Origin of the sequence: Lactobacillus sp. ESL0684 (assembly GCF_029392675.1) — a bacterium.
Classification (GTDB): Bacteria; Bacillota; Bacilli; order Lactobacillales; family Lactobacillaceae; genus Lactobacillus.
Genome location: NZ_CP113941.1, coordinates 78,966 through 100,627 on the forward strand (window position 1 = coordinate 78,966; position 21,662 = coordinate 100,627).

General features: G+C 35.9%; 22 protein-coding genes, 2 tRNA genes and 1 riboswitch. Of the genes, 13 read left to right on the plus strand and 11 right to left on the minus strand.

Annotated elements, in window-relative coordinates:
* Positions 1-422: 422 nt before the first annotated feature.
* Positions 423-1,268, plus strand: coding sequence for an Rgg/GadR/MutR family transcriptional regulator (locus OZX56_RS00370; RefSeq protein ID WP_277139753.1), 846 nt, complete (start codon positions 423-425; stop codon positions 1,266-1,268).
* 55 nt (positions 1,269-1,323) lie between these two features.
* On the opposite strand, the gene OZX56_RS00375 is transcribed toward OZX56_RS00370, so the two are convergent.
* From OZX56_RS00375 to OZX56_RS00395, 5 genes are all read right to left on the minus strand, one after another.
* Positions 1,324-2,409 (minus strand): DUF4097 family beta strand repeat-containing protein, encoded by a 1,086-nt coding sequence (locus OZX56_RS00375; protein WP_277139754.1) that lies wholly within the window; start codon positions 2,407-2,409, stop codon positions 1,324-1,326.
* A gap of 113 nt (positions 2,410-2,522) precedes the next feature.
* Positions 2,523-3,410: a DUF4097 family beta strand repeat-containing protein gene (locus OZX56_RS00380; RefSeq protein ID WP_277139755.1), complete on the minus strand. Its 888-nt coding sequence runs from the start codon at positions 3,408-3,410 to the stop codon at positions 2,523-2,525.
* A gap of 3 nt (positions 3,411-3,413) precedes the next feature.
* Positions 3,414-4,064, minus strand: coding sequence for a DUF1700 domain-containing protein (locus OZX56_RS00385; protein WP_277139756.1), 651 nt, complete (start codon positions 4,062-4,064; stop codon positions 3,414-3,416).
* On the minus strand, positions 4,048-4,371 hold the full coding sequence (locus OZX56_RS00390) for a PadR family transcriptional regulator (protein ID WP_277125168.1): 324 nt from the start codon (positions 4,369-4,371) through the stop codon (positions 4,048-4,050). Before OZX56_RS00390 ends, OZX56_RS00385 begins: the two co-directional genes overlap by 17 nt.
* 628 nt (positions 4,372-4,999) lie before the next feature.
* Positions 5,000-5,075, minus strand: a tRNA-Lys gene (locus tag OZX56_RS00395).
* Positions 5,076-5,341: 266 nt separating this feature from the next.
* Here OZX56_RS00395 and OZX56_RS00400 point away from each other — a divergent pair.
* Positions 5,342-6,118: a DUF4097 family beta strand repeat-containing protein gene (locus tag OZX56_RS00400; protein ID WP_277125166.1), complete on the plus strand. Its 777-nt coding sequence runs from the start codon at positions 5,342-5,344 to the stop codon at positions 6,116-6,118.
* Between the two features lie 89 nt (positions 6,119-6,207).
* On the opposite strand, the gene OZX56_RS00405 is transcribed toward OZX56_RS00400, so the two are convergent.
* Positions 6,208-6,280: transfer RNA gene (locus OZX56_RS00405), tRNA-Lys, on the minus strand.
* A gap of 137 nt (positions 6,281-6,417) precedes the next feature.
* Here OZX56_RS00405 and yycF point away from each other — a divergent pair.
* From yycF to OZX56_RS00445, 8 genes are all read left to right on the plus strand, one after another.
* A complete protein-coding gene (gene yycF / locus OZX56_RS00410; protein ID WP_277125164.1) occupies positions 6,418-7,134 on the plus strand; it encodes a response regulator YycF in 717 nt (238 codons plus the stop codon).
* A gap of 69 nt (positions 7,135-7,203) precedes the next feature.
* A complete protein-coding gene (gene walK, locus OZX56_RS00415; RefSeq protein WP_277126997.1) occupies positions 7,204-9,060 on the plus strand; it encodes a cell wall metabolism sensor histidine kinase WalK in 1,857 nt (618 codons plus the stop codon).
* Complete coding sequence (locus tag OZX56_RS00420; RefSeq protein ID WP_277126996.1) at positions 9,041-10,381, plus strand: hypothetical protein; 1,341 nt, start codon at positions 9,041-9,043, stop codon at positions 10,379-10,381. Before walK ends, OZX56_RS00420 begins: the two co-directional genes overlap by 20 nt.
* Before the next feature lies 1 nt (position 10,382).
* Complete coding sequence (locus tag OZX56_RS00425) at positions 10,383-11,192, plus strand: two-component system regulatory protein YycI (protein ID WP_277139757.1); 810 nt, start codon at positions 10,383-10,385, stop codon at positions 11,190-11,192.
* A 27-nt stretch (positions 11,193-11,219) separates the two neighbouring features.
* Complete coding sequence (locus OZX56_RS00430; protein ID WP_277125160.1) at positions 11,220-12,017, plus strand: MBL fold metallo-hydrolase; 798 nt, start codon at positions 11,220-11,222, stop codon at positions 12,015-12,017.
* Positions 12,018-12,087: 70 nt separating this feature from the next.
* A complete protein-coding gene (locus OZX56_RS00435) occupies positions 12,088-13,284 on the plus strand; it encodes a trypsin-like peptidase domain-containing protein (protein WP_277139758.1) in 1,197 nt (398 codons plus the stop codon).
* Between the two features lie 489 nt (positions 13,285-13,773).
* Positions 13,774-14,253, plus strand: a complete 480-nt coding sequence (rlmH, locus tag OZX56_RS00440; protein ID WP_277139759.1) for a 23S rRNA (pseudouridine(1915)-N(3))-methyltransferase RlmH — start codon at positions 13,774-13,776, stop codon at positions 14,251-14,253.
* A 153-nt stretch (positions 14,254-14,406) separates the two neighbouring features.
* Positions 14,407-14,727 (plus strand): hypothetical protein, encoded by a 321-nt coding sequence (locus OZX56_RS00445; protein ID WP_277125154.1) that lies wholly within the window; start codon positions 14,407-14,409, stop codon positions 14,725-14,727.
* Positions 14,728-14,779: 52 nt separating this feature from the next.
* Here the strand turns inward: OZX56_RS00445 and OZX56_RS00450 are convergent, their stop codons facing one another.
* Positions 14,780-15,433 (minus strand): energy-coupling factor transporter transmembrane component T, encoded by a 654-nt coding sequence (locus OZX56_RS00450; RefSeq protein WP_277139760.1) that lies wholly within the window; start codon positions 15,431-15,433, stop codon positions 14,780-14,782.
* Between the two features lie 8 nt (positions 15,434-15,441).
* Positions 15,442-16,800, minus strand: coding sequence for an ABC transporter ATP-binding protein (locus OZX56_RS00455; RefSeq protein WP_277139761.1), 1,359 nt, complete (start codon positions 16,798-16,800; stop codon positions 15,442-15,444).
* Positions 16,801-16,841: 41 nt separating this feature from the next.
* A riboswitch (TPP riboswitch) is annotated at positions 16,842-16,931 on the minus strand.
* A 108-nt stretch (positions 16,932-17,039) separates the two neighbouring features.
* Here OZX56_RS00455 and OZX56_RS00460 point away from each other — a divergent pair.
* On the plus strand, positions 17,040-17,978 hold the full coding sequence (locus tag OZX56_RS00460) for a helix-turn-helix transcriptional regulator (protein WP_277139762.1): 939 nt from the start codon (positions 17,040-17,042) through the stop codon (positions 17,976-17,978).
* 92 nt (positions 17,979-18,070) lie between these two features.
* Here OZX56_RS00460 and htpX read toward each other — a convergent pair whose 3' ends face one another.
* The 3 genes from htpX to OZX56_RS00475 all read right to left on the minus strand — a co-directional run bounded on the left by htpX (position 18,071) and on the right by OZX56_RS00475 (position 20,707).
* Positions 18,071-18,955: a zinc metalloprotease HtpX gene (gene htpX, locus OZX56_RS00465; protein WP_277125148.1), complete on the minus strand. Its 885-nt coding sequence runs from the start codon at positions 18,953-18,955 to the stop codon at positions 18,071-18,073.
* Between the two features lie 14 nt (positions 18,956-18,969).
* The gene (locus OZX56_RS00470; RefSeq protein WP_277139763.1) at positions 18,970-19,530 is read right to left on the minus strand and encodes a LemA family protein; all 561 of its coding nucleotides are present in this window, start codon (positions 19,528-19,530) and stop codon (positions 18,970-18,972) included.
* A gap of 76 nt (positions 19,531-19,606) precedes the next feature.
* Positions 19,607-20,707: an SLC13 family permease gene (locus OZX56_RS00475; protein WP_277125145.1), complete on the minus strand. Its 1,101-nt coding sequence runs from the start codon at positions 20,705-20,707 to the stop codon at positions 19,607-19,609.
* A gap of 186 nt (positions 20,708-20,893) precedes the next feature.
* On the opposite strand from OZX56_RS00475, the gene OZX56_RS00480 reads away from it, so the two are divergent.
* Together OZX56_RS00480 and OZX56_RS00485 are read left to right on the plus strand one after the other, a co-directional pair.
* Complete coding sequence (locus tag OZX56_RS00480) at positions 20,894-21,289, plus strand: iron-sulfur cluster biosynthesis family protein (RefSeq protein WP_277139764.1); 396 nt, start codon at positions 20,894-20,896, stop codon at positions 21,287-21,289.
* Between the two features lie 169 nt (positions 21,290-21,458).
* Positions 21,459-21,599, plus strand: coding sequence for a hypothetical protein (locus tag OZX56_RS00485; RefSeq protein WP_277125141.1), 141 nt, complete (start codon positions 21,459-21,461; stop codon positions 21,597-21,599).
* Positions 21,600-21,662: the final 63 nt, after the last annotated feature.

A 21,662-nucleotide genomic window follows, 5' to 3' on the forward strand; every position in this document is an offset into this window, starting at 1 on the left:
CTAAAATTAACTATTTTTTATTAGTCTAACTGTAAAAGAAAGAGTCCGCATTGGCGGACTTTTTTTAAATAGATCATTCATTTTTCACAAAGGACAGAAGTTAGTCAATTAGTTTTGAACGTTTGATTTATTCTGCGGGCTTATCTGTTGTTAATTGCTGAATACTTCTTGTTTTGAACATAACAGTTAAAGTAACAAGAAATACTACTATGCTAATTATTATTAATCCGAATAAAGCATAGTTCAGCCTAACTAGCAATTGTAAATTTACGATAATTCTTATTTTTTTAAAATGTCCATAATTTTCAGCTTCTCTTAATTCGATGTTATATATAAGTATGTTTTGGTTATAATAAGAGTTAGTAAAGACGGCATATTTGACAATTAATAACTATATTTGACAAATTAAGGAGGAATGAATAATGACGATTGGTGAACTGTTAAAAGATTATCGTATCCAGCAACGAAAAACACAAAAAGAATGGGTTGGTGATGTGATAAGTTCATCATTTTACGCAAAAGTTGAAAAAAATATTAGTAGAATTTCAGCAGATGATTTACTGGCTATCCTAAATCATAATAATATTTCAATTGTAGACTTTTTTAGTGAATTAAATAAAAAAAGGCAGTCAAAATATGACCAAGAACGTGATTTAATCCACTTGATAAATGATGCTTATTATCGGAATTCTAAAGCAGAACTTTTAAAGATTAGAAAAGTCATTAGTGAAAATGACTTTCCAAACCAAAAAGATGATTTACTTTATATTGATGCATATATTGCTGATGTAGATAATGAGGATTTGAATGAAGAAGAAAAGGAATTACTCAAAGATAAAATCTTCAGTAGTCCCAGTTTTGATAAAGCAACTTTATTGCTGTATTGCAACTTTATGATGTTCTATGACTTAGAAAGCAATTTATTAATATGTAGAAATATAACTAAACAGGTTTCAAATAGTAATGATGTTAAAGTTCAAACAATCTTGCTTAGTATCATAGCTAATTTGGTAATTCAATGTATTGAAAATAAAAAATATGATGAAACAAAATATTTTATCGCTGCGGCTGATCAGATAGAAACTAAACCAGAATTGTTTTTTTACAAGAATGTCTTGGTTATGCTTAAAAATATGATTAATTATCAATATGATCGTAAAGAAGCTTACTTAAATCAATGTACTAAGGCAATTGATAATTGTGCTTTCTTAGGTATGCCAGAGTACGGAGAAGAATTAGCAAAATTTTTTAAGAAGAATAAACGTTAAAAGCAGACTAGCGAAATCTAGCCTGCTTTTAAAATCTTGTTTGCTCAATTGTTAATTAATAAATGATAATGTCACCAGTATTGGCAGTTACCTTAAGCCAGTCATTCAGAGAGGTTTTGCTGTCAAATTTAGTTCCAATGCTTGACCTGTGATAAATAATGTTGCCATGTTCAGTTGCCAATTGATAACTAATATCATGCGCCAATTGGTTCAAATATAGATCCCCAGCAGCTAAGATGATAGTAGTTTTGTTGATAAATTGACTTTGTTTGATTTTGATATCACCATTTTTAGCCTGAAATTTTAGGGTAAGATTGCATTGGCTAAAGCTAGCATCGCCGTTTGTACTTTCTAAAGTAAATCGTTTTAAAATGCTACGCTTAATGTTAGTATCGCCATTGTGAATGTCAAAAATTCCTTTGACAATCTTGGTTTGAACTAAAGTTAAGTCACCGTTTTTTGAGGATAACTGAAAGTTTCTGTTAACATTGACATTGTTAATCAGGGTATTACCGTTTCTTTGAGTTAGAGAAATCTCACTCAACTGTAGATTCTGTAAAATGATATCACCATCAATATTTGTACCACTAATCTTAGTTATTGAATTTTGTTTAGGGATGATCACTTCAATCCGGCTGCCGCCGGTTTGCCAATTAAGTAGGAGGTGATGATTTTCTTCTTTGCTAGGCAATTCATCGATTAGTAGAGTTTGATTGGCTACCACTGCATTAACTGGACGACTGTTATAATCAGCAATAAAAATTGCCAAGCGCTCACCTTGATGAATAAAGACATCTGCGTTGATCAAACTGAGTTTGATTTTGCCAAATTTAGTTGGTAAAATGGTGCGTTTACGTAAAGGGTTCTTCTCCACATGAAAGCCGCGTACATAATTGTCACTGGCTGATGCTTCATTTTTAGAAACTGCTGTTTTCGCTTTGATTCGCTCGTAGTCTTGTTTAATTAACTTGGCTAATTCAGCAGGGGTTCCCAATTCTTTTTCAATTTCTTCTTTGGTTTGAAAGTCACCATCCAGCAAAAATTCACGGTAAAAATTAAGGTTATTTGTTCGCTCGATATCAGACAAATCTGTTAAATATTTTGCTAAATTCGTAATGTAATTATCAGTTATTTGGGACATTTTTCCCCCTACAATGAAAAGATAAAATAACTTACTTTATCAAAAATCCTTTAATTTAATTATATGCTTTTTACCAAGTAAGTGACTATTTAAGGAACCAAGCTTTTTGCTTATTACCTAATTATAATCTCCCCGTCATCAGAAGTAACCGCTAACTTATTTTTAGAATTATTAGTGTTCTTGATGAAGTGGCTAGAAACATGTCTGTTGCCAAAGATAATCGTGTCATCATCAGTTCTAAGATTGAAACTAGTGTTTTTTGGTAATGGATTAAGCCTAAAATCGCCTTCGGAAAGCGTGGCAGAATTATGCCCACTTAGAGAACAGTTTCTAAAAGTAAGATCTCCTTCATCTTGAGTAGTTGAAATAGCTTGAATTTTGCTATTCTTAATGTCAATGTCACCCTCATCGCTATCAAAATCACTGTTAGTTAGTCGGGATGAGTCGATGGTAAAATTCCCTTCGCTAGAGTTAAAAGTCCCTTTCTTGTTAATCGTAACATTATTTAGGCTGATGTCTCCTTCATCGATATCTAAGTCCAGTTGATCCATTGTCAAATATTCTAAAATTAAGTCCCCTTCGTCGTTTTTACTAGTAATTTTAGTTAAAGCAGCCTTTTTTGGCAGTGTAATTTCGATGCGAGAGTTGTGATTGGAGTTGCCAAAGTTAATCCAATAAGATGATTCTTTACCACTTATTGAGAGCTGCTTCTGGTTAGAAACTTTTGCTGTAATAGGTGTATCTGAGTAGTTGGTAGTGGTTACCTGAAATTTATTACCTCGATGAATATAAACATCGGCTTCATCAACATCGATATCAATTTGCTTAAATTTCGGAACATTAATTACCTTTTTCTTAGGTTTAGGCCTTTGCGTGACAACATGAAAATTGTTAAATTTGTTACCAGAGATGGTTTTAAATCCGTGATTAGCAAAGCCAATAATCGCTAGAATTATGCCGATAACTATGGTAAAAGCACCGATTTTGTAAAATTTCTTCATTGGTTAGTTCTCCTTGTTATGTGAGGTGGTTTGGTAGTATTGTTTTTTAAATAACTTGCTACCGAGATAACGGGCAAATTGCGTGCATTTATTAATTAAAAATCTAATAACGATAATGATGGCAGGACATAAGAAACAACCAATCCCAACTAAGATTAAACCTACGCCAAGATAAAAAACGCCTACGGGCCAACTCGCAGTAAAGATAAAACCACAGGCCACATAGCCAATAACAATTCCAGCCACTGTTAATGCAAAAATCACGCCAATTAGGCCAAGAAAAATGCCGAATAAGGCACATAGCAAGGCAATTAGTACAGCGATAATTGGAATAATGAGAATTAGTCCTGTCGGAATAGCGCAAATACCGACAATAATGTGCCAAATGGTCTTCATATTGCTTGAAGAAGATGGCTCAGTTTGTTCTTGTTTATCGTTTGTTTCACGTGAATCATTAATCGAATAATCTGCGACAATTTTGTGTGCCAGTTGGGTTGGCGTTCCTAAGTTTTGTTCGATAGCAGCGCGATCAGTAAAATTACCATCAAGTAAGAATTCTCGGTAAAATTCGCACACGTCTTTACGATCATTTTCAGGTAAAGTCGCTAAGTTCTGTTCGACTTCTAAAATATAGTCATTAATTGCTTGTTCCATGTTTTTCTCCCAAAATTGTGTTAACTTTTTGACTGAATTGCCACCATTCTAATTGGATCGATTGCAGTAATGTTAAGCCTAGAGAAGTTAAGCGATAATATCGCCGATTACGTCCTTGAAAGGGTTCATCGTAAGTCTCTAAGTAGCCATTCTTTTTTAACCGCCTTAAAACTGGGTAGATAGTTGATTCAGAAATGTCGAAAACCGCTTGAACTTTTTGGGTTAACGCATAGCCATAGAGGTCTTCAGTCTTAAGAAATGCTAATACTGCACCATCTAACAGGCGTGTCGGAATTTGAATTGCCATTGCTTTGCTCCTTTCTAATATTATACAAGATATAATATTGTCTGAAGCTTATTTTGTCAAGTGGTTTTTATCAAGAAAAGTAAATTAAATAACTAATAAAAAATTATTTTGTGTTATTTAATGGCTTTTATTAATTTGTTGTATACAAATATAAAATAACCACTTGACAGCGGAAACATTCTACAATATATTTGTAGATAACGTATGTAATTTAATTTAAAAGCATCGAAGGGAGGGTATATAAAGATGATTCTTAAAGGATTTTTTGCTATTGCAGCCTTAGTTCTTGATGGCATTAGTGCATTTTTTGATGTATTTAAATAATTACCTATATAGGAGTATCATTTTATTTATGAAGGAGATGATTTCATGTCTTGGGTTGCTATCGTACAAGCTGCATTGGGTATGGCATCAGGTATTTGCAAGATCTTGAGCCTGTTTCTCTAATTATTAGGCAAAAGAAACATAATAAAAAAGGAGCGTTAGACTAAAGTTTAACGTTCCTTTTTATGTGGGTAAGTTTAAAGACAATATGTATGATGATTAATAAATTTGGCGATTTATTAGTACTTATTTCTAAAATTGGGTATAAAAAAAGCACCGACTACTTGCAGTGCCATTTCTATTATGGTGGGTGGCCAGGGGCTCGAACCCTGGACCCACGGATTAAGAGTCCGTTGCTCTACCAACTGAGCTAGCCACCCATGTCAATATTTCTGTTGACAATTAAATATGTTAACAATTAATTGGCTCTTTGGCAAGTCATTTTGCTAAAAAAGTGCAAAATGTCTAGTAAACTACTCAGGATAAAATTTTTAAAGCCCATATAGCAACAGTTAATAATAGCCTTGATAGTTTGAATAGTGTCATTTTATGATCTAAAAGTATTTCATTTTGCTATTTTATTGTGATAAGATAATAATACAGTGAAGTGAACTCGACTTAACTTTATATAGGAGCTTAAACAATCATGAAGAAATTTATAAAAAACAGTGTTATCGTTATCGCTATTGGGTTATGTCTAATTGTAATAGGAGGCGTTATCCATCACCATGATGAACATGCTATACAGCATTCACCAAGAATTGCAAAGCATTTCAAGAATAGACACATTAGAACAGCTAACATAGAGCAAACAAGTACAAAAAAGCCTAAGTTAGGAGCCCAACGAAAACGGACTGTTTCAACAGCTAAATTTGATAAAATCAAACTAAATCTAGCAGCAACTGACGTTGATATCCATCGCGGTGATAAATATCAAGTCAAAGTAACTGACTTTGAAAATGTTACTGTTTCGGCAAAAGTTAAGCAGGGGACCCTAGAAATTAGTGATCACGGTCCTGGAAGACCCTTTGGCAAGCATGGTTGGGCTAATCAAGGCTTTGACTATGCACTTAAGATTGAAGTTACTGTTCCAACTAACGCAATCTTGTCAACAATTACTGGTAAAGATAATGCGGGAGATTTTAGCTTGCAGGGGTTACAACTGCAAAAGTTAAATCTTAAGACGGATGTAGGTGATTGCAAATTATCAGATTCACAGCTGCAAGACCTAAATTTCAAGACAGACACAGGTGATTTCACTATGCATCAAGCTTCTAAAAAAGTTAATTACCAATTGGGAGCAGTTGACTGCGACATTAACTTCTTTGGCAAGCAATATGATAATAAATTTAATCAGAAGATTGTTGAGAGTAATAGTTTGATCAAGGTTGAATCAGATTGCGGTGATATCCTGATTAATTGATGCTGAATAAGAGTAAATAGTTTTAGTTGAAAATCCAAAAAGTGCAAAAAAAAGACGATCAACTTAATGATCGTCTTCCTTTAGGTTAATGGGTGGCCAGGGGCTCGAACCCTGGACCCACGGATTAAGAGTCCGTTGCTCTACCAACTGAGCTAGCCACCCAAGTGTTGCAATAAATAATCAACAGAAACTATTATGCTATTATTTACTAAGAAATGCAAGTTTTTTTATTAAATTCCGGTGACTTTTTTGCTAATGGCGCAAAAACCAGTATAATAAGTAGCAAAGGAGGATTTCCGATGCCAAAAAAGATTTTTGTGGTCGATGACGAGAAGCCAATCTCTGATATTATCAAGTTTAACTTGACTAAAGAGGGTTTTGAAGTTGAGACTGCTTACGATGGCGAGGAAGCCGTCAAAAAAGTTGATGAGTACAATCCTGATTTAATGATTTTGGACTTGATGTTGCCCAAAAAAGATGGATTGGAAGTTGCACGTGAAGTACGTCAGAAGCATGATATGCCAATTATCATGGTCACTGCCAAGGATACCGAAATAGATAAGGTTCTGGGGCTAGAAATGGGAGCTGATGATTATGTCACCAAGCCATTTTCTAATCGTGAATTAGTTGCCCGAGTTAAGGCTAATTTACGTCGCCGGGCAATTGTCAAACAAGTTGAAACCACTAACCAAGATAATTCTACTAAGAATATTACTATCGGTAATCTGGTAATTATGCCAGATGCCTATATCGTTGAAAAAGATGGCAAAAAAATTGAGCTTACTCACCGTGAGTTTGAACTGCTGTATTATTTAGCTCAACATATGGGACAAGTGATGACCCGAGAGCATTTATTGCAAACTGTTTGGGGATACGACTACTTTGGTGATGTGCGCACCGTTGATGTGACAGTTCACCGATTACGAGAAAAGATTGAAGATAATCCGATTCAACCGCAAGTTCTGGTGACACGTCGCGGTGTCGGCTATTATGTTAAACATCCAAATGAAGAATAACCAAAGAAAGCCCGCAGATATTATTTTTGATGCGTGGCTTTCTTTTTATCTCTATAATATATGATTATGATTAAAAAGATTAAGAGCAAGTTCAAACATTTATTTATTTCCATTAATACCACGTTAGCAATTGTCTTTATGGCGATGATTATTGCCACGATTGAAGTTATCGGGGCTTATTTCACTAGGCAGCTAGAACAAAGTAGCATTGAAAACTTTCAGTCAACCATTCAAGTGCCACCAATTGTTACTAATCAAGTGGCGATGCAGTTGTTGCGTGACAACAAGCATACGGATAGTAGCATTAATCGGATTGTCAATGATTATGGCAACGGCACTAGTGCAATTAGTCAAATTATCATTGTTGACAATAAGGATATTATTCGCGCAGTATCTAACTTTAATGACAAAAGCCGAGTTGGTCAGCGAGTCAATAATGCTTTGGTTAAGCAGGTGACTTCGACTGGCAAGCAAGCGACCAAGGTGGTTGAGGATCATGGCGATTACATGGTGCAAGTTACACCGCTCAATGCGGGCAATGGGTCCGCTAATACTGTTGGTGCAATCTATGTTCGTGCGTCAATGCAGGGTGTCTTTGATAATCTGCGTAATGTTTCGTTAATGTTCTTAGTGACCTCGCTAATTGCAGCTGTTTTAGGAGCAATTTTGTCACTAGTAGTTTCACGTGCAATTACGCGACCGATTGAAGAAATGCAATCACAGGCGTTAAATATTGCCGAAGGGGATTATTCTAGCCAAGTAAAGATTTACTCAAATGACGAATTGGGGCAATTGGGCCAGGCTTTTAATACCTTATCAGTTAGAATTGAACGTTCCCAAGAAGAGTCAGAAAGTGAACAGCGTAGACTTGATAGTGTCTTGTCACATATGAGTGATGGCGTGTTGGCTACAGATCGTCATGGCAATATTAGTGTTGTTAATCAAATGGTGCTTAGTTTTTTTAATACTACTGAAGAGCAGATTATTAACAAGCCAATTGCGGTGGTTTTGGGAATTGATGAAACTTCACAAGACTTAATTGCCGAGCAAAAAGGCATTGTCCTAACTGTTAACAAAGGAACACGTGATGAAGTAATTTTGCATGCAAGCTTCTCACTAATTAAGCGGGTAACTGGCTTTGTTTCAGGTAGTGTTTGTGTCTTGCATGATATTACGGAACAGCAGAAAAATGAAGATTCGCAAAAACAATTTGTGTCTAATGTGTCTCATGAACTGCGAACGCCGCTAACAAGTTTACATGCCTATATTGAGACCTTGAATGCTGGCGCTTGGAAAGATCCCGAGGTTGCTCCACAGTTTTTGCAGGTTACTCAAGAAGAAACCGAACGTATGATTCGAATGATTAATGACTTGCTTAGTTTGTCACGGATGGATCGAGGCGTTTCTAAAGTTGACTTTGAGTGGGTTAATTTTAATGATTTTGTTGCGCATATTTTGGATCGCTTCGATATGATTGTGAAAAGCGATCAAAAAGCGGGTAAGAAGAAATACACGATTAAACGACATCTAGCCCCGCAAGCACTATGGGTTGAGATTGATACTGATAAAATGGCGCAAGTAATTGATAATGTTGTAAATAATGCGATTAAATATTCACCTGATGGCGGTGTGATTACTGTTAAGTTGCAACAAGATCAACAGCAGATTATTTTGAATATTGCTGATCAGGGATTAGGTATTCCGCGTGAAGATTTACACAAAATCTTTGACCGTTTTTATCGGGTTGATAAGGCACGTTCACGAGCTCAAGGTGGTACGGGTCTTGGTTTAGCAATTGCTAAAGAAATTGTTGAAGATCATCATGGCCAGATTTGGGCCACCAGTAGTGAGGGAAAAGGATCAGTCTTTCATATTGCACTACCGTATGAGCCAATGAGTGAAGGGGATGATTGGGATGAAGTTTAAGCATAAAATTGGTGATACACTGCTCTTTTTGGGTACAGGTGCAGCTTTTATATTATCAATCGTGCTGTGGATTTTTATTATGACTAATGATCAATATTTTAGCCATATTAAACAAGACAATAATGTTACTCAGCAGTCACGAATGCATAAGACTCAATCAGTTAATGACTTATATATCCCAACTAGTTCTTATGGTTATCAAGATGGTCAACTGTGCAGATTATATGATGCTAAGAACAACTTGCCTTTAGAATTTACCAAAGAATTAAAAGGTGCTAAATATCAGCAGGTAAAAAAAGTTAGCAGTAGTCAGCTAAAGTATGAGCAGTTACTGAAAGATCCAGATTACTTGCAGTTAACATTTCCAGATGAAGTTAATTTAAATTTACTGACTAAGCGAAATTTACAAAAAACTGGTCAGCAGTTTCGCCGTGTCTTTGTTTCCAGCAGTAACAAATATCTGTATTTAGGTAATGATGAAACTTATACTGTATTAAAACTTGAGCTAGCTAATGTTAATTTTAAGCGGCTGCGCGGGTACGCCAAGCAAGCACGCAGCAAGATTCCGGTTAAGTTTGAGCACCTAAAGGGATGCTACGAAGTTTTTTATCTTAATAATGAAGACTGGCGCGTTTACAGCTACCTTACTAATAGCCAAACGGATTCCTATTTTGTTTCACGTTTATTAGGCACAACCAATGTTACTACTCATACTGGCAAAGGCCCCTGGACGATCTATTCGCTAAATTATTATACTAAGCTGCGGGTACCTAAGACTAAGTCTAACCGTCATGACTTCTTATATACTAATTATGAAAAAAGAAAGAATATGACTGTTAATGAGCAGCTGCTTGATAGTGTTGATTACGTGCATAAGACTGGCTTAAATGAACAAGATTTACGCTTTTTTGATACTAACGGTGCCATCACCAACTATACTAATTATGTTGAAGGTATACCAGTCTTTTTAAATAAGCATGATTTACAAATTAATACTAATTACAGCCAAGATGCTGTTGAAGTGACTTTTAATAATTTGGAATTACAGATTCCGATTCCCTTTGATGGACAAACTCGTAATTTGCAGTCAACAGATTCAGTGGTGCAAAACTTAGTTAATAGTGGACTTAAGAGAACAGAGATTCAACGTGTAGTGGTTGCTTTTCAAGTAGAAAAAGATAACAGTCATGATAACTTGGTTAACTTGATTCCAACATATTATGTTAAAGCGTATGATCAATGGAAAAGCTTGTCTGAATGGAAAAAGCAAGACTTTAGTGTATTAGATAGAGTAGGTAAAAAGCAAGGAGGAACGCAATAAAATGGACCATAAACGAATAGAATGGCTATTTTTTATTATTTTCTTGTTAATTGACTTATACCTAGGAATAGAAATTTGGCGTTCTCCAATCAGTTTGAGCAGTAGTTCAGGGACGACAACTACTAGTATTCGTAATGAGATGAGGGCAGACGGGATTGATATTCCTCGCCACATATCGCATAAACAGCGTTCGGGTTATTATTTGGCGGCTAAGAACAAAGATTATTTAGGTAATAAAACAAACGATTTAACTCAGATGACTACTCATTTTTCCAAAAATGACAATACTCTAACTGTGACACCTAAGAATCCAATTATGTTAAGTGGCAATCAAAAACAAATATTGCAGCAGCTAAATAATTTTAAAAATGACTCACAGAATGTTCCGTTTGGCGCTAAATTTAATTATGATGCCGGCATGTCCAATAAAAGTACTTATTGTTATGTTCAAAGTTCACCTTATGGGCAAATCTATGATAGTAGTGCGCAACTAACGATTAATGTTCATAAAAATCAGATCACTAATTATATGATTACGTATCTCGGGCCAATTCACGCGGTACGTGAACCACAATTAATTATCAGTGCGTGGCATGCGGTTAAAGCAATGTATACTGATCGTGAAATTGCCAATAATTCACGAGTAATGCAAGTTAAACTAGGATATTCTAAGTTAACGGAAGTGCGTGGCAGTACAATTTTATTGCCGACATGGATTATTTGGATTGAAAGTAAGGCCACTAAGAATGTTACGATAAAGCGAGTGAATGCTTTTACTGCTCAGTTATTGCAAGTTGGTAGCTCATATTAATAATGAATATTTTAGAAGGGGAAAAATTTGCAAGTTTCTATTTTAGCTAGTGGTTCAACTGGAAATACCAGTTTAATCGAAACGAGGCAGCACAAGATTTTGATGGATGCTGGACTGTCTGGTAAAAAGACGCAGCAGTTATTGGCGCAAGTTGGAGTTGATATTGCGGATATTGACCTAGTTTTTTTAAGCCATGATCATTCTGATCACAGTAAAGGATTAGGGGTATTAATGCGGCGGTATCCGCAAATTGCGGCATATACTAATGAAGCGACTTGGAACTATCTATCGCAAACCAATAAGATTGGTAAGTTGCCAATGCCACAAATTAATGTCATTGAACCTGGACAGACATTAACTTTAGGTGATCTTGACGTTACAGCGTTTGCTACTAGTCATGATGCGGCTGCGCCGCAATATTATGTGTTTGCTAGTCAGGGCAAGCGAATGGCTTTTTTGACAGATACCGGTTATGTTTCGCAAAAAGTTGAAGAGGTAATCACAGATGCTGATGCCTACTTAATGGAATTTAACTATGATGACATGATGCTGCGTAATGGGCCATATTCGTGGGAATTGAAGCAGCGGATTCTTTCAGATGTTGGTCATTTGTCCAATGAAGAAGCTGGAGAGGCTTTACGAGATGTTGTAAGCAATAAAACTAAGCAAATTTTTTTGGCTCATTTAAGTCAACATAATAATACTGCGCAGTTAGCTAAAGACAGTGCTGAAAAAATCTTGCTGTCCGGGGATACGAATTTACCCAGTGATGTTAAAATTAACTTGACTGATCCACAACAACCTACTAATTTAGTTGAAATTTAGCAGCATTGTTCATAATTTGTTCAAAATTTATTAGTATATTAGAAAGTATAGACAAAGGAGATAATTAATCATGAAAAATGGTCTTGTTAAAACAGCGGTAGTTGGCGTTGTTGCAGGGATCATTGGCGGCGGGGTTTCTTATGTTGCCATTGATCAAATTAATAATGCTAACTTAAATAATAACAGTGCCCAGACTAGTGTTACTTCTAATAGTGCTAAGCTCTCTAAAAAGAGTGCTAAAACTAGTGGTGCAATGACCCCAGCTTATAACAACGTTAAGGGTGCAGTTGTGTCTGTTATTAATATGAAGCGACAGGCAAATAATAAGAGTAATTCTTTGTTTGATCTATTTGGTGATGATGACGACAATAATAGTAACAGTCAGGGCAAAGGTAAGTTACAGACTTATAGTGAAGGTTCCGGCGTTATTTATATGAAGTCGGGCAAAAAAGGTTATATTGTAACTAATAATCACGTTGTCTCTGGTAGTGATAAGGTGCAAGTGATGCTGACCAATGGTAAGACTGTCAATGCCCGAATCGTTGGTACTGATGAAACAACCGACCTTGCTGTGCTAGCCATTGATGCTAGTTATGTAAGTCAAACAGCTGAATTTGGCGATTCTAAGAGCCTAGCTCCTGGACAAAATGTGATTGCGGTTGGTTCACCTTTAGGTAGTGAATACGCGTCTACGGTCACTCAAGGGATTATTTCAGCACCAGCACGTAACATTACTACGTCATCTGCTAATGAGCAGACGGTTATTCAAACTGATGCGGCAATTAATCCAGGGAATTCCGGTGGTGCTCTAGTCAACTCGGCTGGCCAAGTAATTGGAATTAACTCAATGAAGTTAGCCCAATCTAGTGATGGTACTTCAGTTGAAGGAATGGGCTTTGCGATTCCATCTAACGAAGTGGTTACGATTGTTAACCAGCTAGTTAAGAAGGGTAAAATTACGCGGCCACAATTAGGTGTTAAGGTAATTGCCCTAGAAGGAATTCCTGATAGCTACAAGAAGAGGCTCAATATAAAATCTGATTTGAAGAAGGGGATTTATGTTTCTTCAGTAACTAAGAGAGGTTCTGCTGCGGAAGCTGGGATTAAATCGGGTGATGTTATTACCAAGGTTGACAATAAATCTGTTTCAGATGTCGCTTCGTTACACAGCATCTTGTATAGTCATAAAGTCGGTGATACCGTCAATTTATCTGTTAATCGGGATGGAAAAATGCTGAATTTAAAGGTTAAGTTGCAGGCTAATTAAAGTTGCTAATATTCTTTATTTAAATAAAAAAAGGCTATGCTGGCTAGGTTTTATCCGCTAACATAGCTTTTTTATTAATAATTTTATTGCGAAACATCATTATGTTCGGAATTATAACTTGTCAAGTTTTTTAAAAGCAATAAAACGATGTTGATAACTGTGTATAACTTTGTGGATTGTGTATAACTTTGCCAAAAAGGCTGCTAGATAGCTGTGGATAATCTGTTGATTGTGTGTAGATTACAGGTACTATTTTTAGGAATAATTAGTCAAATATCCTAGTATAATAGCATTTATTGCCATACGTTTGTAAATTTGCGAATTAGAGATAATATGTGGGCAACTTTTTAACAAAAAAATTTTAAAAAATCTGCAATCACAAATTAGGTGGCGAACAGAAGTTTTGACTACAAAATGTAGATTTTGCTTTTACACAGTTGTGGAAAACTGGGGTGGAAACAATGCGAATTAGGGGATAAAATAGAAGTTATGAAGATTAAGATTGTATGTGTAGGTAAATTAAAAGAGAAGTATTTTCAGGCTGCCATTGCGGAATATTGCAAGCGTTTAAGTCGTTTTGCAAAAGTAGAACTAATACAAGTTGCAGATGAAAAGGCACCAGAAAAATACAGTTTAGCTCAGCAAGAACAGGTTAAAGCAATTGAGGGTAACCGAATTTTGAGTAAGATCCAGCCAAAAGACTATGTTTATGTAACTGCAATTAAGGGAAAAGAACGTAGTAGTGAGGAGTTTGCCCATGAATTGCAAGATTTGGCTACTTATGGACATTCAACGCTAACTTTTGTGATAGGTGGTAGTCTGGGGACTAGTCAGGCAGTGAATCAGCGTGCCGATAGTTTGCTCAGCTTTGGTAAGTTGACTATGCCGCACCAATTAATGAGGGTGGTCCTAATTGAACAGATTTATCGTGGTTTTATGATTAATAGTGGCAGTCCATATCATAAGTAATTGAATTACTGATGGTTAATTGCAAGTTGCTTAATCAAAAATTTGGTTGAACAATGAAGCTAGTGGAAGTATTATTAACAGATAAGTAAATACCAGTAGATATAATGTAATAATGATTGTGAAATATAAGTTTAAAAGAATAAAGGTGATTATATGGTAGATAAGTATTCTGACTTTGATTATGTTGGGTTGGCTAACAACTTGGCTGATGATATTTCTAATTGTGGTAATTTTGTTGTTTGGGCTTATTGGTATACAACTTATGATAAGCAAGAAGTATTTTTTGAATACTTTTATTTAGACAATCTTGAAGCTGCCATAACTAATCCGAAGTATCGTAGTGTAGCAGAAGTGGACCAACTGGTAATTGCAGAGTTACCACTATTTTTCCGAAAGAAGATGGAGGCTGTAGATTTATTGCAGATCTTTGTTAAGGAAAATAGAGAATGGGGACAAAAGCAGTCACGGGATTAAAAGGTTAATAACTAGCAAAAAGACAGCAGGAATTAAACTGTTGTCTTTTTGCTTATTTCAATGTAAAGAGGAAGAGGTTCGTTAAACAGAGTAAAAGTATACTCCATAACCAATCACTGCGTTTAACTGTGATTGGCGCAATTATAGAACGCTGACCGCCTTCGCGGTATCCATGTGATTCCATTCCTTGGGCCAAATTATCGGCTGAATTAAGGGCAACCAGAATGGCTTTAAAATAAAGTACTGGTGACCAAAAACTCAGATAAACACCGCGCATCATACCAGCAGTTCGGATTTGTTTAACCGCATGCTTCATTAAAGGGATAATATTAAGAGCAGCTAGCACACCATAAGCAAATTTGCTTGGCAGCTTAAAATTTTGTTCAAATGAACGTGCCAATGATTCAGCACTAGTATTGCAGCTAACACAGGCAATCGAGAGCGTATAAACATAAATTCGACTTGATAGGCTCAAAGCATTATTAAGATTTGGCTGGGTGGTAAACCAGTATAAAGTAGCAAAAACGGTGATAGCAGCAATTAATGGTGCAAGTAGCAAAGTTAGCAGTTTTTTTATCGTAGTGTGGTGAACTAACAAGTAACCAATACAAAATAAAATAATTAGTAAGTTAGTGGTTAGACTGACCTTGATGGAGATTTCGATAGAAATAATTAACGCTAAAATAAATTTGAAACTAGGATTCATGATTGACCTCACTTAGTAGAATAGCTCAAATGCTGATGTTGCAAGACTAGATGATAGTCGCACCAAGGGGCTAAGTTATGTAAATCATGACTGATAATTAAAAAGGTTTGGTGGCGAGCTTGCTGACTTTCTTGCATGAGCTGGACAACTTTTTTACTGGAGGCTTCATCTAATCCACTTAATGGTTCGTCAAATAGCAATACGTCTTGATTAGTTAGTAGCATTAAAAAGATTTGTAGTTTCTTTTGTTGACCTCCCGAAAGTGTGTAAACAACTTGATCTAGGTGCTGGTCTAAATCAAGATAGTTCAATGTTTGATTGATTTTTTCAGAGGTAAAGAATGGATTTAATCCTTGTTTTTTACTCAAAGCAATTTCGTCGGCAACTGTGACACTTAAGAATTGATCCGTGGCATTTTGAAAAACTTGTGCCACGTTAAGCAAGTATTTTCGAGCGCTTAACTTGCTAATCTCCTGATCATAATATGCAATACTGCCAATGTAAGGGATCATCTTGGTGAGTGCATTAAATAATGAAGTTTTACCAGTACCGTTAGCCCCAGTAATGAGAGTTGTTTTTCCAGCAGCAATTTTAAGCTCAGGTTGTTGTAATAGCAGTCGCTTGTGAGCAATTTGGACATTAGTTAAGGTGAAACAAGCAGCCTTGTTATTTGGGACAGCGAAGCAGTAGGAGGCAGCAGTCTGCCCCTGTGTCAACAGCTGGTCTTTTTCATGATCAGATAGTTTAGTGATTGTACCATTTTTGAATTGAAAGAGATAATCGCAAATGCCGGCATAATCGTTTAATAGGTGGTCACTAACAATAATAGTTTTACCCTGAGTTTGTAATTGTCCGAGCTTGTCAATTAGAAATCTGCGTGCTTCAGGATCACAACTGGCAAAAGGCTCGTCTAATAGAAAAAGGTCAAGGTCCATTGCGACCAAAACAGCGAGGGCAACCCGTTGTTGTTCACCGCCTGACATAGTATTAATCTTTTGATCAAGTAGCTGCTTAATTTGGGTAAATTCTACACCGTGAGCCAATCGCTGGGAATATTGTTCAGGAGAGACTTGTAAATTTTCAAGTGCAAAGATGATTTCTTCACGAGGTGTGGCCATAGTAAACTGTTCACCAGCGTGTTGAAACATCATGCCGGCTTGTAATCCATCAAGATCAACGTTTCCAGTAGTTTGACCAGCGTATTTAGGATACAAACCAGCAAGAATTTTTAAAATAGTTGATTTACCACAGCCAGTTGGTCCAATTAAAAGCGAAAATTTAGCTGTTGGGATTGTTAAATTAATTTGATTAAGAATTTTGGTATTTTGATTATATGAAAAACAGAGATTGTTAGTTGTGATTGACATTTTTTCACCAAATAAAAAGTCGTCAAGGAAAAACTCGACGACGCAAAAACGTTAATTTTCCCTTCGCTGGTATTAGCCATAGCAGGTTCAATGGGTATCTTCTCAGCCAAACGGCACCCCGATGTTGTTTGGCTAAATTGTACAAGAAAAAATGTCCTTTGTCTAGTTTTTCATCATTAAACTGCTTTTTTGTTATATAATTGAACTATGAAAATAAACTAAGATTAGGTGGTGAAATCATGGCAGTAGTTAAACTGGAACAATATTTACTCAGTATTTTGCATGCAACTACAGCAGATACCAATGAGTTACGGTTAAATTCAGGAAATAAAAATTTTGACCTATTTACAATTTTGCTTGAAAATCATAATACTGGTGTCCATCGTTATCAAGCAAGCAGCTATCAACTGCTTTATGTGGCAGCAGGTGAAATAAAAATTAAGGTCGATAACTATGAATATCGGCTCAAGCCGGGAAATATGCTTTTTTTGTTGAATAAGTGTGAATATGAGATACAACAGCAAACAAATAGTGGGGTATTGGTTAAACTAGAATTTAGTTTACAAAAGCTAGGGCAGTATTTCCCAGGAAATACTGGTTCGCGTACTGCGTCAGAGCGGGAAATTATCAAGCAGTTGGAACAGAAATTGGAACAACAGCGATTTTTATATCTTAAAAATACTGAATTATCAGAACCAGTTCAATTAATAAATAAAATAATTGATGAATATCTACAAGCAAATTTATTTGCTAAAGAAATTATTGCGGCCGAATTAAAATTGTTGTTGATTACTACTATCAGAAAGCAAGACTTGAACGCTGCACCAGCAACAACTATGGAATTTGCCGGAACAGAACTTGATCGCTATATTGATGCCAATTTTGCTGATATTACTTTAGCAGAAGCAGCCAAACATTTTGGCTTAAATCCTAATTATTTTTCAAGCCTAGTTAAACAAAAAACGGGGAAGAGTTTTGTCGAACATGTTGATGAGCGAAGGATGCAAGAAGCCCGTAATTTGCTAGCCCGACCAGATATCTCGGTTAAGGAAATTATCACTTTAGTGGGATATCAAGGAAAATCCTTTTTTTATAAGAAGTTTAATGAATATTATCATCAAACACCGGTTCAGATGAGGTCGGAGTTATTTAGACAAGCTAATATTAATTTAAAATAGAATAGTATCAATGGTGATTCGGTCAGAATCGCTATTTTTGTTGCACTAAAAAACCGATCAAAGAATAAGTTCTCTGGTCGGGCAGTGAAAAATTACATTTTTTCTAGTCGCTTAATTCGGTCTGCAGTTGCTGGATGGCTGTCAAATAAGTTTTTCTTATGTAATGGATTCTCAATATATAATCCACGACTGCTTGGATCAGCCTGTTGCATTGGCTCACTGTGTTCAATCTTAGTTAAAGCAGAAATTAGTCCCTGTGGATTTCGGGTTAGTTCAACTGATGAAGCATCGGCTAAATATTCGCGATTACGTGATAACGCCATTTGGGCCAGACTGGCACACAATGGACCGAGAATTAACACAAATAAAATTGCAATAATTTTAAATATTAAAACCGCCTTGTTGTCATCATGATCGTCATTGTCGCGATCATCATCAAACCACCAGATGTAACGACTAGCAATACCTGAAATATAGGAAATAACGCCCACTAAAACAGTAGCTACGGTTGAAAGGCGAATATCATAGTTTCGAATGTGTGAAACTTCATGACCTAGAACTCCCTCGAGCTCTTCACGATTCATCATGGTTAATAAACCTTGAGTGACTGCAATAGCGCTGTGCTCGGGATCACGACCAGTCGCAAAAGCATTAGGGCTAGGATCATTAATAATAAAAACTCGCGGCATTGGCACGCGACCCACTAAGGCCATATCTTGTACAATATGCCATAATTCTGGATTGTCTGATTCGTGAACTTCTTGGGCATGATTAAGGTTCATTACCATATTTGCAGGATCATGCATAACTATCAATAGATAGATTGCACTAACAATTAGGGCAAGGATTAAACCGCTCCAAGGTGTCCCACCAAAAAGATAGCCTAATCCTGAACCAACTAAAGCAAGAATAATTATGAATAACACCATAATCAAGCCTGTTTTACGCTTATTACTGGCGATTTGTTGAAATAGCATGGTTGATCCTATTATTAAAACTTAACTTTAGGTGCTTCTTTTTCAGCTTCACTTGTTTGCAAATAATCGACTTTTTGGAAGCCATGAATTCGCGCAACCATATTAGATGGAAAAGTTAATAGCTTTTGATCATAAAGGGCAGCTGAAGAATTATAAAGTTGCCGAGAATAAGCAATTTTATTTTCGGTATTGGTCAATTCTTCTTGTAGTTTCATGAAGTTTTGGTTGGCTTTTAAATCAGGATAATTTTCCTGTAAAGCAAAAACTGATTTCAGCGCATCTGAAATCTGGTTTGATACCTTTAACGCTTGCGCCCGGTCATCACTAGGAATCGCAGTCAATTGATTCCGTAATTGCACCACTTCGGCTAAAGTACTTTTTTCATGTTTAGCATAGCCTTTAGTGGTTTCTACAAGATTGGGAATTAAATCATTACGCCGCTTTAGCTGCACGTCAATTTGACTCCAAGATTCATCAGTATATACCTTAGATTTTTGTAGTGAATTATAGCTGGTAATATAGATAGCAACTAACAGAATAATGATAATTAGAATTATCCACATTAATGGTGACATATTTTTCTCCTTTTAATCTAGCTTAATCTAATTATAACTAACTTCTGCTTTTTTTGGAAATAGTAACGAACTGGTTTTAAATGAGTAATAAAATTCCTCCGATAATTGTTAAGATAACTAAACCAGCGATTTGCATCAATAGCCATTTCTTAAAGAATTCACCTTTTGAAACTGTCCCATTTTCAGTAAAGGTTTTTAGAACTAACATGTTCGCCATTGAACCAATTGGCGAGCCAAAGCCACCAATATTTGATCCCAAAAATAGGGCTTCAGCGTACGGCGTGAACTTCCCAACTAAAATCGTAGCTGGCACATTACTAATAATCTGGCTAGAAACAATCGAGGTAAGATAAGTTGACCCCTCTGAATTAATCATGGTGTGAATTAAGGTCACAATGACCGGAATCTGTTGGATATCACTAATAAAAATAAAGAAACAGGTAAAAGTTAGCAATAAAGCATAATCAACTCTAAGTAGTATCTTAGGATTGATTAATAGTGCCAAAATGATGGCAGCTATCATTGGCCAAGCTACATTAACCACCTTAAAAACGCCCAAAAAGAAAAAGGCAAAAACCATTGTAGTGATGATTGTTGGCCGAACACTTATTTTAACTGGTGTAGTTTTTTGAATTGGAATCTGTTTACGAGGAATAAAGTGAAAAATAATAAAGGCAATAATTAACGAAGCAATCAGATAAGGCAGCGACCAAGAAAAGAATTTTAGGGCACTGACTGAATATTTACTGACTAAAAAGATGTTATGTGGATTACCCCAAGGCGTAAATGCCGCTCCAATGTTTGCTCCCATACCAATTAAGGTAACAGGCAATATTTGCGGTAAATTATACTTTTTGGCAATATTGAGATATAATGGAATTAGTGTAAGCGCTGTTATGTCGTTACCTAAAAACATCCCAGCAATAATAGCTAATAGCGTAAATAGAATATTTAGTTTACGTGTGTTATCTGCAATACTCGTTAATTTATACGCCAGCACGTCCAAAACATGCAAGTAGGCATATATTTGAATAATGACTAGCATCGCGGCTACCGAAAATATCGTGTGTAAGTTAATGTCCTCGAGCCGCGGTCTAGCAAAAAAAAGGCTGATTATAGTTACTACAGCAGTAATTTGTAAGATTCTGTCGTTAGCGATTTTTTTCAAGACGGTCATAAAATGTCCCCTTTCGCAAGTTACAATCATCTAAAGTCATTACTTCTATTTTGAGCTTTTTTTTTGCTGTATGCAATAATAAATTTGTAATCATAATGAAGTCTGGCTAATAAACAAGAACTTTGCTTTCCTATATTATTATATACTATACTTTAGTTAGTAGTTAAAGATAAGGGGGATTTAGTTATGGATAATGTTCAAATGAATTTAAAGCCAGCTGCCGAAAAGAAGCTTAACAGACGTGTTCAAGCTGGTCAGGTGGTTTTACTAACGTTAAATGACGGTTCTAATGAATATTCTAAAGTTGGTGGTACCTGCTCAATTGGAGCTAATTTTCAATTTGTTATTTTAGCTGCCAAAGATCCAGCTTTCACAATAAAGGTAACCAATAATGCTGGTCTTGACCTATATACTAGTCCGGCTGAGATGCAATTTTTAGGCAACGATTTAGTTGTTGATGAAAAAGATGCTACGTTGAATTTAGCTGATGACAGTGGCGTAATTGACGGTGCAGTTTCGATTAATGAATATGAACCATCGGCAGTAACTGCTAAAGATATGCAAGAGGGTAAGACTTGCTAGTTTAAAAAGATGTAACTTTATAAATAATCTGCAATTACGGCAGGTTATTTTTTTGAAATCCTACTTTCTGCTGGATCTTACTTATTAAAATCGGTTAAATCTTGCCTAGAAAGCTTTAACATGGTAAACTAAGTGAGATTTTCGAAAATCTGAAAGGAAGTATAGTACTATGCGTAAAGGTGAAAATTACAACACTGGTTGTGAACCAAACCAAAGACCTAAGAACAAGAAGAACGCTAAGAAGCGTGTTGCTCACGTTGCAGCTGTTGTTTCTTTCTTGAACAAGGCTAAAGCAGACGAAACTAAGTAGTTTGTTCCAAATCTATAAAAAATAAAAGTCGACTTACGAAAGTAATGCGGCTTTTTTTATTTG